This window comes from Pseudomonas sp. 9.1(2019), assembly GCF_009910445.1.
Lineage (GTDB): Bacteria > Pseudomonadota > Gammaproteobacteria > Pseudomonadales > Pseudomonadaceae > Aquipseudomonas > Aquipseudomonas paraversuta.
This window is the reverse complement of record NZ_VBWF01000003.1, coordinates 295,033-308,170: the sequence shown is the minus strand read 5'-3', so window position 1 is coordinate 308,170 and position 13,138 is coordinate 295,033. Positions and strand designations below refer to the sequence as shown.

Annotated in this window: 14 protein-coding genes; 9 read left to right on the top strand and 5 right to left on the bottom strand. The window is 57.9% G+C overall.

Features of this window, described 5'->3' with window-relative positions:
- Positions 1–48 precede the first annotated feature (48 nt).
- Complete coding sequence (locus tag FEZ21_RS04495) at positions 49–273, top strand: DUF1161 domain-containing protein (protein ID WP_003437590.1); 225 nt, start codon at positions 49–51, stop codon at positions 271–273.
- 67 nt (positions 274–340) lie between these two features.
- Here the strand turns inward: FEZ21_RS04495 and FEZ21_RS04490 are convergent, their stop codons facing one another.
- A complete protein-coding gene (locus tag FEZ21_RS04490; protein WP_003437593.1) occupies positions 341–1,345 on the bottom strand; it encodes an LLM class flavin-dependent oxidoreductase in 1,005 nt (334 codons plus the stop codon).
- Positions 1,346–1,561: 216 nt separating this feature from the next.
- Here FEZ21_RS04490 and FEZ21_RS04485 point away from each other — a divergent pair, with 216 nt between their 5' ends.
- A complete protein-coding gene (locus tag FEZ21_RS04485) occupies positions 1,562–1,993 on the top strand; it encodes an OsmC family protein (protein WP_003437594.1) in 432 nt (143 codons plus the stop codon).
- A gap of 173 nt (positions 1,994–2,166) precedes the next feature.
- On the top strand, positions 2,167–2,400 hold the full coding sequence (locus tag FEZ21_RS04480; RefSeq protein WP_003437596.1) for a DUF1161 domain-containing protein: 234 nt from the start codon (positions 2,167–2,169) through the stop codon (positions 2,398–2,400).
- Positions 2,401–2,402: 2 nt separating this feature from the next.
- On the opposite strand, the gene FEZ21_RS04475 is transcribed toward FEZ21_RS04480, so the two are convergent.
- Positions 2,403–2,819, bottom strand: a complete 417-nt coding sequence (locus FEZ21_RS04475; RefSeq protein WP_003437607.1) for a hypothetical protein — start codon at positions 2,817–2,819, stop codon at positions 2,403–2,405.
- 159 nt (positions 2,820–2,978) lie between these two features.
- Between FEZ21_RS04475 and FEZ21_RS04470 the strand changes: the two genes are divergently transcribed.
- Positions 2,979–4,028 carry an aminopeptidase gene (locus tag FEZ21_RS04470; RefSeq protein WP_010656779.1) on the top strand — a complete coding sequence of 350 codons (1,050 nt, stop codon included), beginning with the start codon at positions 2,979–2,981 and terminating at the stop codon, positions 4,026–4,028.
- Here FEZ21_RS04470 and FEZ21_RS04465 read toward each other — a convergent pair.
- The gene (locus FEZ21_RS04465; RefSeq protein ID WP_160626518.1) at positions 4,025–4,660 is read right to left on the bottom strand and encodes a dual specificity protein phosphatase family protein; all 636 of its coding nucleotides are present in this window, start codon (positions 4,658–4,660) and stop codon (positions 4,025–4,027) included. The two genes, FEZ21_RS04470 and FEZ21_RS04465, sit on opposite strands and share 4 nt — an antisense overlap.
- Positions 4,661–4,958: 298 nt before the next feature.
- On the opposite strand from FEZ21_RS04465, the gene FEZ21_RS04460 reads away from it, so the two are divergent.
- Genes FEZ21_RS04460 through FEZ21_RS04450 form a run of 3 tightly spaced genes read left to right on the top strand, consistent with a single transcriptional unit; the run spans position 4,959 to position 8,749 of the window.
- Complete coding sequence (locus tag FEZ21_RS04460) at positions 4,959–5,696, top strand: gluconate 2-dehydrogenase subunit 3 family protein (protein WP_003437615.1); 738 nt, start codon at positions 4,959–4,961, stop codon at positions 5,694–5,696.
- A gap of 2 nt (positions 5,697–5,698) precedes the next feature.
- Positions 5,699–7,483, top strand: coding sequence for a GMC family oxidoreductase (locus FEZ21_RS04455; protein ID WP_003437617.1), 1,785 nt, complete (start codon positions 5,699–5,701; stop codon positions 7,481–7,483).
- Positions 7,484–7,495: 12 nt separating this feature from the next.
- Positions 7,496–8,749 carry a cytochrome c gene (locus FEZ21_RS04450; RefSeq protein ID WP_003437619.1) on the top strand — a complete coding sequence of 418 codons (1,254 nt, stop codon included), beginning with the start codon at positions 7,496–7,498 and terminating at the stop codon, positions 8,747–8,749.
- 91 nt (positions 8,750–8,840) lie between these two features.
- Here FEZ21_RS04450 and FEZ21_RS04445 read toward each other — a convergent pair whose 3' ends face one another.
- On the bottom strand, positions 8,841–9,605 hold the full coding sequence (locus tag FEZ21_RS04445; protein WP_003437621.1) for a transporter substrate-binding domain-containing protein: 765 nt from the start codon (positions 9,603–9,605) through the stop codon (positions 8,841–8,843).
- Positions 9,606–9,743: 138 nt separating this feature from the next.
- On the opposite strand from FEZ21_RS04445, the gene FEZ21_RS04440 reads away from it, so the two are divergent.
- A complete protein-coding gene (locus tag FEZ21_RS04440; RefSeq protein ID WP_003437624.1) occupies positions 9,744–10,181 on the top strand; it encodes a DUF4399 domain-containing protein in 438 nt (145 codons plus the stop codon).
- 58 nt (positions 10,182–10,239) lie between these two features.
- Here the strand turns inward: FEZ21_RS04440 and serA are convergent, their stop codons facing one another.
- Positions 10,240–11,469: a phosphoglycerate dehydrogenase gene (serA, locus tag FEZ21_RS04435; protein ID WP_003437626.1), complete on the bottom strand. Its 1,230-nt coding sequence runs from the start codon at positions 11,467–11,469 to the stop codon at positions 10,240–10,242.
- Positions 11,470–11,675: 206 nt separating this feature from the next.
- Between serA and FEZ21_RS04430 the strand changes: the two genes are divergently transcribed.
- Positions 11,676–13,070 (top strand): FAD-binding oxidoreductase, encoded by a 1,395-nt coding sequence (locus FEZ21_RS04430; RefSeq protein WP_003437628.1) that lies wholly within the window; start codon positions 11,676–11,678, stop codon positions 13,068–13,070.
- Positions 13,071–13,138 lie beyond the last annotated feature (68 nt).

Genomic DNA, 13,138 nt, shown 5'->3' with positions numbered 1-13,138 from the left:
GCAGTACATGCGTTGCACCCTTTTAGTTTCGACCGGGGAATGTGACCGATGAAAAAGTTTTTATTGGCTATAGGTTTGCTGAGTCTTGCTGGAACAGCGTTCGCAGCTGGCAAACCTTGCGAAACAGTGAAAAGCGAAATCGCAGCGAAGATTGAGGCCAATGGCGCTCGTCATTATTCGCTGACGGTAGTGGACAAAGGCACGGCGACGGACGGAAAAGTAGTAGGTTCCTGCGAAGCAGGCACCAAGGACATCGTCTACAAGCGCGGTTAAACCTGCGCAGGCAAAAAAGCCGACCCCGGGGTCGGCTTTTTTGTGGCCATCAGCCCGCTTCTGCAGGTCAGTCCTGTTTCATCACCTGGGCCAGCAGTTCATATGAGCGAATGCGATCCGCGTGCTCATACAGATCACAGGTGAAGATCAGCTCGTCCGCCCCGGTTTGCTCAATCAGCACTTCGAGTCTGGCGCGGATTTTCTCTGGACTGCCAACCATCGCCAGGCCCAGAAAGCTCATCACCGCTTCTTTCTCATGGGGCAGCCACAAGCCATCCATCGAGTCCACCGGCGCACGCTGCACCAGACTTTGCCCGCGCATCAACGCCAGAATCCGCTGCAGCACCGAGGTGGACAGGTACTCGGCCTGCTCGTCGGTATCGGCCGCCACCAGTGGCACACCCAGCATCACATAGGGTTTGTCGAGGGTCGCTGACGGCTTGAAGTGATTGCGATAAACGCGAATCGCTTCGTGCATCATCCGCGGGGCGAAATGTGATGCGAAGGCGTAGGGCAGACCGCGTTCACCGGCCAATTGCGCACTGAACAGGCTGGAACCGAGCAACCATACCGGCACATTAGTCCCAGTGCCCGGCATTGCGATGACCCGCTGATCCGGGGTTCGCGGGCCCAGATAGCGCATCAGCTCGGCCACATCTTCAGGAAAGTCATCCGAACTGCCGGAGCGCTCGCGGCGCAAGGCCCGGGCGGTCATCTGGTCGGAGCCCGGCGCACGCCCAAGGCCCAGATCAATCCGGCCCGGATACAGGCTTTCAAGGGTGCCGAACTGTTCAGCGATCACCAGGGGCGCATGATTGGGCAACATCACCCCGCCTGAACCGACGCGAATGGTCGAGGTGCCGCCGGCCAGGTAGCCAATCAGCACCGAGGTCGCCGAGCTGGCGATGCCGTCCATGTTGTGGTGTTCGGCCACCCAGAAACGGTTATAGCCAAACTTTTCTACGTGCTGCGCCAGGTCCAGCGAATTGTGCAACGACTGGGCGGCGCTGCCATTTTCACGCACAGGCACCAGGTCGAGGGTCGAGAATTTAACATCGGACAATCGTGTCATGAGCCGGCTTCTCCTAATTGGACGCAGGCCGTGACGCTCGCCAAAACCTGCCAGTGCTTTAGCAATATGGGCATATACCCGAGTTTCAATGGCAAGCCATCAATTGAGCGACTAAAAAAGACGATTGGTCAGAGAAGATGAACTTTGTGAGCCCGACTCCCCTCACACATCCAGTCAAGGTGTGAAATCTTTCATGCCGTTCTTCAGGAGGCACGCATGACTATTAAAAAAACGGCATCGGCGCATTGGGAAGGCGATGTCAAAACCGGCATCGGCTCCATCTCCACTGAAACCGGGGTTCTGAACAAGGCGCCGTATGGCTTCAAGGCCCGTTTCGAAGGCGGCAAGGGCACCAACCCTGAAGAGCTGATTGGCGCGGCCCATGCCGGTTGCTTCTCCATGGCCCTGTCGATGATTCTCGGTGAGGCCGGGCTCAAGCCGGACAGTATCGACACCCAGGCTGAGGTTTCCCTCGACAAGGTCGAAGGCGGCTACGGGATCACTGCCGTGCATCTGACGCTTAAAGCCAAGGTGCCGGGGGCGACCCAGGCACAATTCGAGGAAGCGACCAAAAAGGCCAAAGAAGGTTGCCCGGTGTCCAAAGTGCTGAATGCCAAAATCACCCTCGATGCCACCCTGGTGGGTTAATCCGGCGGGTTGATGACACACGTGCGCTCCGGTCGCCATGACCGGAGCCGCGCAGGCCAGGACAGCAGGCAAATGGCTGCCACAGATCAGTCATGCACGCGGTGAGATGTGATCGTATGATCGTTCGTCGCGTCAGATCATGACTTTGCGTTCTGTCCCAAGGGAGTCTCATCATGAAACGTTTTGCTCTAGCTGTTATCTGCTGCGCCATGGCCACTTCGGCACTGGCCGCGCCAAAGCCGTGTGAAGAACTTAAAGCCGAGATCGAAGCCAAGATCCAGGCCAACAACGTGTCGTCCTACACCCTTGAAATCGTGACCAACGATGAAGTTCACGACCAGAACATGGTGGTGGGTACGTGCGAAAACGGCAGCAAAAAGATCATCTATCAAAAGAACGACGCCTGACCTCAAGGCAAACAGTTAACCAGCCTCTCTTCGCTCAGCACCTTGCCCTCGGCGTTGTATAGCCGGGCGTAAGCGTTGAACCCCAAAGAGCGCGCCTGCAACCGGTAACGCTGGCCGGGCTGGAAATTGTCGTAATTGAGCGTGATGTAGCACAAGCGCTCCTGCGGGTCGCTGAACATACCCATGCCGCCAACAAAGACTTCAAAATCGAATCGCACCATCAGTTCGTGACTGCCTGGCGTTACTTGAAAGTAACGTCCGTCGTTCAGGCGCTGATTATCCAGGCGCTCGGCCATTACCAGTTTTCCGGTTTGTGTTTCCAGGTCGATCCACGCCTTGGCGGGGTCGACGGCAGGCAATGGCGTGCTGGCACAGGCACTCAGCAGGCAGGCCATCGGCAGTAGCAGAAAGGTGCGCATGGCGAATTCCAGGTGGGATCAAAGTATGAGCATAGCCTGATGCCAGGCTACCCCGCTGCAGGCGCCAGCTTATTCAAAACCCAGGCAATCGGGCGTCGACCGGCTGCACCTACAGGGGATTGCGATTAGTCTTGGCCCATTATCCCACTGGACCGTCCCATGACGCCGCTCACTCGCTGCCTCTTCGCCCTTGTGTTGTTGCCCCTGCTCAATGGCTGTTCCAGTGCAGCGTATTACTCGCAACTGGCCGACGGCCAATGGCAGATATTAAAAGCCCGCAAACCGGTAGCTACGGTCATTGCCGACCCGCAACAACCGCCTGCATTACGTGAGCACCTGGCAAAAGCCCAGGCCGCGAGAACCTTCGCCAGTCAGCATTTGCACCTGCCGGACAACCAGAGCTATCGCCTGTATGTCGACCTGAAACGGCCTTACGTGGTGTGGAACGTGTTTGCCACCGCGGAGTTTTCCCTGAACCCCGTCACCCATTGCTTCCCGATTGCCGGGTGCGTGGCTTACCGCGGCTACTACGCCCAAGGGGCCGCACGCGGCGCGGCGGCCCTGCAGCGTCAGCAAGGCATGGACGTGCTTGTCAGTGGCGTCGAAGCCTATTCAACCCTGGGCTGGTTTGATGATCCAATTCTCAACAGCATGCTCAACTGGGGCGATGAGCGACTGGCCACCCTGATTTTTCATGAACTGGCCCATCAGCGTTTTTATCTGAAGGACGACACCGAGTTCAATGAGTCTTTCGCCAGCTTCGTGGAACAGCAAGGCACTCGCCAATGGCGCACCTATCAGGGCTTGCCACCCTCCGGCAGCGCGGGGCTGGAGCAACGCGAGCAATTCATGGGGCTGGTGCTGGACACCCGCAAACGCCTGCAACAGCTGTACGCCCAGCCCTTGCCGGCAGCTGAAATGCGCCAGCGAAAAGCAGCGGAATTTGAACGACTGCGCAGGGAATACCGTCAGTTACGCGACCACCAATGGGCCGGTAATAACCGGTATGACCTGTGGATAAATTCGCCGATGAATAATGCCAAGCTTTTGCCATTCGGCCTGTACGACCAGTGGGTGCCCGCCTTTGCCGCCCTGTTCAAACACTCGGGAGGTGACTGGCAGGTGTTTTATGCCGAGGTAGAAAAGCTCGGTAAATTGCCGCTGCTGCAGCGCCGGGCGGCCTTGCAGCAGTGGACAACCCGGGCTTAGGCGGATTTCAACCAGCCCTTCACCACGCATGCAGCAAACGGGCTGGTACTGCAGGCACCTTTGCTCAAGGCTGTGCGCAGCTGCGGGATATCGGCCTGCATCATGTACTTCGCACCATCCTCGAAGTGTGAGTTCTGGCCAAAGCCACCCTGGGTCATTTCTTTCAGGGCGTCTTCTTTGCTCCAGTCCTGCACGACCACCCGGTACATCGCCGCCATCAGTCCAGTGCGGTCCACCCCGTGCTTGCAGTGCATCAACACCGGCCCCCGGGCTTGTGCGGTCTGAATGGCGCGCAGGGCGGCCAGGACATCGGCGTCATCCACATGGTTAGTGCGATAAGGCAACTGAACTTGTAAGACGCCAGGGGTCTTGAGCCAGGTTTCATCCGGCTCCTTCAAAAAATTGATCACGGTGCCGATCTTCAAATTTTCCAGCAAAGCCTGGGCTTCGCCATCGGGCAATGCACTGCGATACAGCGTCGGGGACATTTGATACAGGTTGTACTGCACAGCAACGGGTTGTGCCCACTGAGCCGGACGGGCCGGGGTCGCTTCATCGGCCTGGGCCTGGGGCAACGCGAACGCAGCCAGTAATGTCAGGCACAGGGCAGGGAGAAACCGGGCTTTGGGCATGTCAGTCAGACCACATCACAGTAATTAAGGGGGTATGGGGTCAGATTGAGTTAAGCCCGATCAAAACTCTGTGAGCCGTTTGTCAAAATTTCGTGAAGACGGTAAAGCACCGTGCCACTACCGGTGCGGCAAAATTACGCATGAAACGATTCATCAGCTGTCCCAGCCTGTTAGAATTTGTAACTAATAGTTGCCTGCGTGTTCTGTAAACGGATCGACTCCGCTCCAAACCGCCGCCAAAACGACAAGCTGCCACCGAGCAGCTGAAACCCGTGATTGCCCGATGAGGTGCTCCCCCATGTCTGACCAAGACAACCCGCGGCGTGAGTTTTTACGCAAAACCCTGACCCTGATCCCGGTGGTTACCGTCGCCAGTACCGGCCTTGGCGGTTCAGTGCTGATGGCTACGCCTGCCGCCGCCGCACCTGAGCCGGCGAAGCGCCCTGCGACTCCGGCCAGCGCCTATGAGCCGACTTACTTCAGTGCTGAAGAGTGGGCGTTTGTGAACGCCGCCGTGGCGCGCTTGATCCCGGCTGACGAACAAGGCCCTGGCGCCCTGGAAGCTGGCGTACCGGAATATATCGATCGGCAGATGAACACCCCCTATGCCAGCGGTGCCCTGTGGTTCATGCAAGGTCCGTTCAATGCAGACGCTGCCCCGGAAATGGGCTGGCAGAGCAAGCTGGTGCCCAAACAGATTTATCGCCTGGGTATTGCTGCAACGGAGGAGCTTTGCAAAAAGGCCTATAACTCAACATTTGCTGGGCTAGACAGCGCTACCCGAGACAATGTGCTGAAACAGCTGGAAGCTGGTACCCCTGAATTCGAGAGCGTTCCGGCCAAGATGTTTTTCAGCTTTTTGCTACAAAACACCAAGGAAGGCTTCTTCTGCGACCCGATCCACGGTGGCAACAAAGGCATGGTCGGCTGGACCATGATCGGCTTTCCCGGCGCCCGCGCTGATTTCATGGACTGGGTTGAACGCAACGAGCCGTACCCCTTCCCGGCAGTATCCATTCGCGGCGAGAGGGCTTGAGCATGTCGACCGTTATGAAAAAAGTTGATGCAGTTATCGTCGGTTTCGGCTGGACCGGCTCGATCATGGCCAAAGAGCTGACAGAAGCCGGCCTGAATGTTGTGGCCCTGGAACGAGGCCCGATGCAGGACACCTACCCGGACGGCAACTATCCGCAGGTGATAGACGAGCTCACCTACAGCGTGCGCAAGAAGCTCTTTCAGGATGTATCGAAAGAAACCGTCACCATCCGCCACAGCGTGAATGACGTGGCCTTGCCCAATCGCCAGTTGGGCGCGTTTCTGCCCGGTAACGGCGTGGGCGGTGCAGGTTTGCACTGGTCGGGCGTGCATTTCCGGGTGGACCCTATTGAACTGCGGATGCGCAGTCATTACGAAGAACGCTACGGCAAAAACTTTATCCCCAAAGACATGACCATCCAGGACTTCGGTGTCAGCTACGAAGAGCTGGAGCCGTTTTTCGACTACGCAGAAAAAGTCTTCGGCACCTCGGGCCAGGCCTGGACCGTCAAAGGTCAGCTGGTCGGCAAAGACAATGGCGGCAACCCTTACGCGCCGGATCGCTCAGACCATTTTCCGCTGGTCTCGCAAAAAAACACCGTATCCGCACAGCTGTTTCAGAAAGCGGCCAATGAGGTGGGGTACAAACCCTACAACCTGCCGTCGGCCAACACCTCGGGGCCTTACACCAACCCCTATGGCGCACAGATGGGGCCGTGCAACTTCTGCGGTTTTTGCAGCGGTTACGTGTGCTACATGTACTCCAAAGCCTCGCCCAACGTGAACATTCTGCCGGCGCTCAAACCGCTGCCGAACTTTGAACTGCGCCCCAACGCCCATGTAATCCGGGTCAATCTGGACAGCAGCAAAAGCAAAGCCACTGGCGTGACGTACATCGATGCACTGGGCCGGGAAATCGAGCAACCGGCGGATCTGGTGATTCTCGGGGCGTTCCAGTTCCACAACGTGCGCTTGATGCTGCTCTCGGGGATTGGCAAGCCTTACGACCCGATCACCAATGAAGGCGTGGTGGGGCGTAACTTCGCCTACCAGAACATGGGCACCATCAAGGCCTACTTCGACAAGGACGTGCACACCAACAATTTCATCGGCGCTGGCGGCAACGGCGTGGCGGTGGACGACTTCAACGCGGACAACTTCGACCACGGGCCCCACGGCTTCGTCGGTGGCTCGCCGATGTGGGTCAATCAGGCGGGCAGCCGGCCGATTGCCGGCACCTCGAACCCGCCCGGCACGCCGGCATGGGGCAGCGCCTGGAAGCGCGCCACAGCGGATTACTACACCCATCAGGTGTCGATGGACTCACATGGTGCCCATCAGTCTTACCGCTGCAACTACCTCGATCTCGACCCCGTATATCGCGACTCCTACGGTCAGCCATTGCTGCGGATGACGTTCGACTGGCAGGAAAACGACATCAAGATGAACCGTTTCATGATGGAAAAAATGGGCAAGATCGCCGAAGCGATGAACCCCAAAGCCATCGCCGCCATCGGCAAAAAAGTCGGGGATCACTTCAACACCGCGTCCTACCAGACCACTCACCTGAACGGTGGCGCAATCATGGGTACCGATCCGAAAACCAGTGCCCTGAACCGCTACTTGCAGAGCTGGGACGTGCATAACGTATTTGTCCCCGGCGCATCGGCGTTCCCCCAGGGCCTGGGCTACAACCCGACAGGTCTGGTTGCCGCGTTGACCTACTGGTCGGCCCGGGCGATCCGCGAGCAGTACCTGAAAAACCCCGGCCCGCTGGTTCAGGCATAAGGAGCGATGAGCATGAAAGCAATTGTTATCGCGACCCTGGCCCTGCTGGGCAGTTTCTCGGCAGTGGCCGCGCAGGAAGATCAGCAGACGCTGATCAAGCAAGGTGAATATCTGGCCCGTGCCGGTGACTGCGTGGCATGCCACACGGCCAAGGATGGCAAGCCGTTCGCCGGAGGGCTGCCAATGGAAACCCCGATTGGCATGATTTATTCAACCAACATCACCCCGGACAAAAGCGGCATCGGCGCCTACAGCTTTGACGATTTCGACAAGGCCGTACGCCATGGCATCGCCAAAAATGGCGACACCCTGTACCCGGCCATGCCTTATCCGTCCTACGCCCGGGTCACTGAAACCGACATGCAGGCGTTGTATGCCTACTTCATGAACGGGGTAAAACCTGTCGCGCAAGAAAACAAGGCGGTCGATATTCCCTGGCCGCTGAGCATGCGCTGGCCGCTGGCGATGTGGCGCTGGACGTTCGCACCGGCCGTTGCCGACTTCACCCCGGTTACCGGGCAAGACCCTGTAGTGAGCCGCGGTGCTTATCTGGTGGAAGGCCTTGGGCATTGCGGTGCATGCCATACACCACGGGCACTGACCATGCAGGAAAAAGCCTTGAGTGCGGGCGACAGCAGCGCGTTTTTGTCAGGCAGCGCACCGCTGGAAGGCTGGATTGCGAAGAACCTGCGCGGTGACCACAAAGATGGCCTGGGCAGCTGGAACGAAGAACAACTGGTGCAGTTTCTGAAGACCGGTCGCAGTGACCGCAGTGCGGTGTTTGGCGGCATGAGCGATGTGATTGTGCATAGCATGCAGTACATGTCCGAAGCCGACCTGACAGCCATTGCCCGCTACCTGAAATCGCTGCCGGCAGTGGACGCGGCGGACATGCCGCATCAATACGATCCGGCAGTCGCCGATGCCTTGTGGAACGGCGATGACAGCAAGCGCGGTGCGGCGGTGTATATCGACAACTGCGCTGCCTGCCATCGCACTGACGGGCACGGTTATACCCGGGTCTTCCCGGCGTTGGCGGGGAACCCGGTGCTGCTGTCAGACGACCCGACGTCGCTGATTCATATCGTGCTCAAAGGCGGGACGCTGCCGGCAACCCATACGGCGCCGTCGACCTTCACCATGCCGGCTTTTGACTGGCGGTTGTCGGATCAGGAAGTCGCTGACGTGGTCAATTTCATCCGCACCAGCTGGGGCAATAAAGGTGGGGATGTGAAGGCAGCAGATGTGAAGGGGTTGCGCGAATAGGGCCCACGACCCTGCCGGCTTGCGGGCGACAGGATCAACACCGGTCGCCTGCATCGCTGGCAAGCCAGCGCCTGCAGGGCCCGGGGCCGCCTCAGGGCTTGGTGGCATCCAGACCGAACCATTTTTGCGACAGGGCTTTGAGGCGACCATCGGCCTTGATCCGCTGCAAGGCATTGTCCAGGCTGGTCTGGAACGCCGGATTGCCCTTCTGGAAGGGAATCGCCAGCGCTACTACAGGCCCCATGGTTGCACCTTCCTTCACCGGCAACCGGCTATCGCGAATCGCATACGGGGTCAGCAAACGGTCACTGACCGCTGCATCCAGTTGTTTGTTCACCAACGCCACCAATGACTGATGGGCATCCGGGTAGCTGTGCACTTCCCCTGCCTGACCGGTACGCACCTGCTCGACAAACTGGCTGCCCTGGGCTACGCCTAAGAGCTGGCCCTTGAGGGTGCCCGGGGTGTTGAGCGAACGCTGTTCTTCCTGCCGCACGATCAACTGCGCAGCGGTATAGCTGTAAGGCTCGCTGAAATCGAACCGATCCTGCAGTTCCGGGGTCAAAGCAATGTGATTGATTGCTACATCGTATTTACCGCTTTCAACGCCCGGCAGCAGGTCATTGCTGTCGGTGATGAGAATCGAGGGAGTCACTTCCAGCTCCTTGGCCAGTAACTCGCCCAGTTCGACGTCGAAACCGGTCAAACGACCGTCCTGCTTGAAGCTGAAGGGAGGCAGGTCAGCCTCGAGGGCGATACGCAGTTCGCCCCGGTCATTCACATCGTCGATCAATTCGGCTTGGACAAAAGGACTCGCCAATGGCAGTAAAAGCATCAGGCCCGGCAGAAAACGCATGGTCACTCCTTTGAATTTGATGCAAGCGATTCGCAACTGGCGTCCGCTTTGCTTTATGTTGGTCAATTGCGGCGTTGGACAACAGATCCGCTCAAAGTTGTCCTAAGCCTGAGCATTTTGTAAAAAACGGAGAAAAAAATGAAAGCTCTATTGTCTCGTGTTGCGTTGGCTTCTGTATTGATGGGCGCCTCGGTCATGGCCACGGCTGCCGGCATGCCGACTACCCCGGCACCTAAAGACGCCGAAGTATTCATCGTCTCCCCCGCTGACGGCGCCACTGTGGATAAAACCTTCACCGTCAAGTTCGGCGCCAAAAACGTCGCCATTGCACCGGCTGGCGACCAGACCGCAAATACTGGCCACCACCATCTGCTGATCGATGTCGACAAGCTGCCTGCCGCCGCCATGCCAATCCCGGCAGACGCCAACCACGTGCATTTCGGCAAAGGCCAGGTCGAAACCGAAGTAACGCTGACCCCGGGCAAGCACACCCTGCAACTGGAACTGGGCGACAAAAACCACGTACCGTTTGAGCCTGCCGTGGTTTCGAAAAAAATCACCGTCAATGTGAAGTAGTTTTTACCGCGCATAAAAAAGGGAGACCCAAGGGTCTCCCTTTTTATTGACCCGCGTCTTAGAACAGAACGCGGCAACGGATGGTGCCGTTGATGGTTTGCAGCTTCTCTTGCGCCAGGTCCGAAGACTCGGCGTCGACGTCGATCACTACATAGCCAACTTTCTCGTTGGTTTGCAGGAACTGGCCGGAGATGTTGATACCGTTTTCGGCGAAGACCTTGTTGATCTCGCTCATCACACCCGGGATGTTCTGGTGGATGTGCAGCAAACGGTGCTTGCCAGGGTGAGCCGGCAGGGCAACTTCCGGGAAGTTCACGGACGATACCGAAGTACCGTTGTCGCTGTACTTGACCAGCTTCTCTGCCACTTCCAGACCGATGTTGGCTTGCGCTTCAGCGGTGGAACCGCCGATGTGCGGGGTCAGGATCACGTTGTCCAGGCCACGCAGCGGGCTTTCGAACACGTCGTCGTTGGAGCGCGGCTCAACCGGGAACACGTCGATAGCGGCGCCGATCAGGTGCTTGTCCTTGATCGCGTCAGCCAGGGCGTCCAGCTCAACCACGGTGCCACGTGCGGCGTTGATCAGAATCCCGCCCTTCTTGATGGCGCGAATTTCTTTCTCGCCGATCATCCACTGGGTGGCTGCGGTTTCAGGTACGTGCAGAGTCACGATGTCGGACATGCCCAACAGTTCGTGCAGATTGCCAACCTGGGTCGCGTTACCCAACGGCAGCTTGGTCACGGTGTCATAGAAGAACACCTGCATGCCCAGGCCTTCGGCCAATACCGACAATTGCGTACCGATCGAGCCATAACCGACGATACCCAGTTTCTTGCCCCGGATTTCGAAGGAGTTGGCTGCACTTTTGATCCAGCCACCGCGGTGGCAGGAAGCGTTTTTCTCAGGGATGCCACGCAACAACAGGATCGCTTCAGCCAGCACCAACTCGGCCACCGAACGGGTGTTGGAGTAAGGCGCGTTGAAAACAGCGATACCGCGTTCGCGAGCAGCGTTGAGGTCGACCTGGTTGGTGCCGATGCAGAAACAACCAACAGCGACCAGTTTCTTGGCGCAATCGAACACTTCTTCGGTCAGCTGGGTACGAGAACGGATGCCGATAAAGTGGGCATCAGCGATCTTTTCCTTCAGCTGGGCTTCAGGCAAGGAACTGGTGATGTACTCGATGCTGGTGTAACCGGCAGACTTGAGTACTTCAACAGCGGATTGGTGGACGCCTTCCAAAAGAAGGAACTTGATCTTGCTCTTATCGAGAGAAGTCTTGCTCATCTGCGTAAACCTGTGTCCCAGAGAAAAAATGGCAGGGAATGGACAGCGAGAGCTGACCTGTCCGGCGTGAAGACCGGCACCGAGAATCGTCCTACGGCTCGATTCTACGGGGGGGTCGTATGCTAGCATAAGCGCCCCGCTAAACACCCATACCTGCGACGTGAAGCGTTCTCAGGATGACCATGAATTGTTCGAGAGTTCTGTTGATGACCCATCCAGTCTTGATTGAAGAGCTAAAGTCCCTGGTAGAGCCTGGCAAGGTCTTGACCGACGCTGACTCCCTCAACGCTTTTGGCAAGGACTGGACCAAGCATTTCGCCCCGGCCCCGCTGGCCATCGTGTTCCCCAAAACCACTGAGCAAGTACAGGCCATTGTGCGCTGGGCCAATGAGCGCAAGATCGCCCTGGTACCGTCGGGCGGCCGTACGGGTTTGTCGGCGGCAGCCGTGGCGGCCAATGGCGAAGTGGTGGTGTCGTTTGACTACATGAACCAGGTGCTGGACATCAACCTGACGGACCGCACCGTGGTCTGTCAGCCCGGTGTGGTCACCGCGCATCTGCAGAACCTGGCGGAAGAAAACGGCCTGTACTACCCGGTGGATTTTGCCTCGGCCGGCTCCAGCCAGATTGGCGGCAATATCGGCACCAATGCCGGCGGGATCAAGGTTATCCGCTACGGCATGACCCGCAACTGGGTGGCGGGGATGAAAGTCGTGACCGGCAAGGGCGATGTGCTCGAGCTCAACAAGGACCTGATCAAGAACGCCACCGGCTACGACATGCGCCAGCTGTTTATCGGCGCCGAGGGCACCCTGGGTTTTGTGGTCGAAGCCACCATGCGCCTGGACCGTGCGCCGAAAAACCTGACGGCGATGGTGTTGGGTACGGCCGATTTCGATTCGATCATGCCCGTGCTGCACGCCTTCCAGAGCAAGCTGGATCTGACAGCCTTTGAGTTCTTCTCCGACAAGGCTCTGGCCAAAGTGATGGGCCGCGGCGATGTACCCTCGCCGTTCGAGACCGATTGCCCGTTCTATGCCCTGCTGGAATTTGAAGCCACCACTGAAGAAGTGGCCAATGCCGCGCTGGAAACCTTCGAGCACTGCATGGAGCAGGGCTGGGTGCTGGATGGCGTGATGAGCCAGAGCGAGACCCAGCTGCAAAATCTGTGGAAACTTCGCGAATACATCTCCGAAACCATTTCCCACTGGACGCCATACAAAAACGACATTTCGGTCACCGTATCGAAAGTCCCGGCATTTCTAAAGGAAATTGACGCCATCGTCGGCGAACACTACCCGGACTTCGAAATCGTCTGGTTCGGCCACATTGGCGACGGCAACCTGCACCTGAACATCCTCAAGCCGGAAAACCTGAGCAAGGACGAGTTCTTCGCCAAGTGCGCGACGGTGAACAAGTGGGTATTTGAAACCGTCGAGAAGTACAACGGTTCCATCTCTGCCGAACACGGCGTGGGCATGACCAAACGTGACTACCTGACCTACAGCCGCTCGCCGGTCGAAATCGAGTACATGAAAGCACTCAAGGCCGTGTTCGACCCGAACGGCATCATGAACCCGGGCAAGATTTTTGCGATTTAACTAACAATGCCCCCTGCAGGAACGAGCTTTAGCGCTGACTCCTGCAGGGTTGGTTTCACCCTTGAATC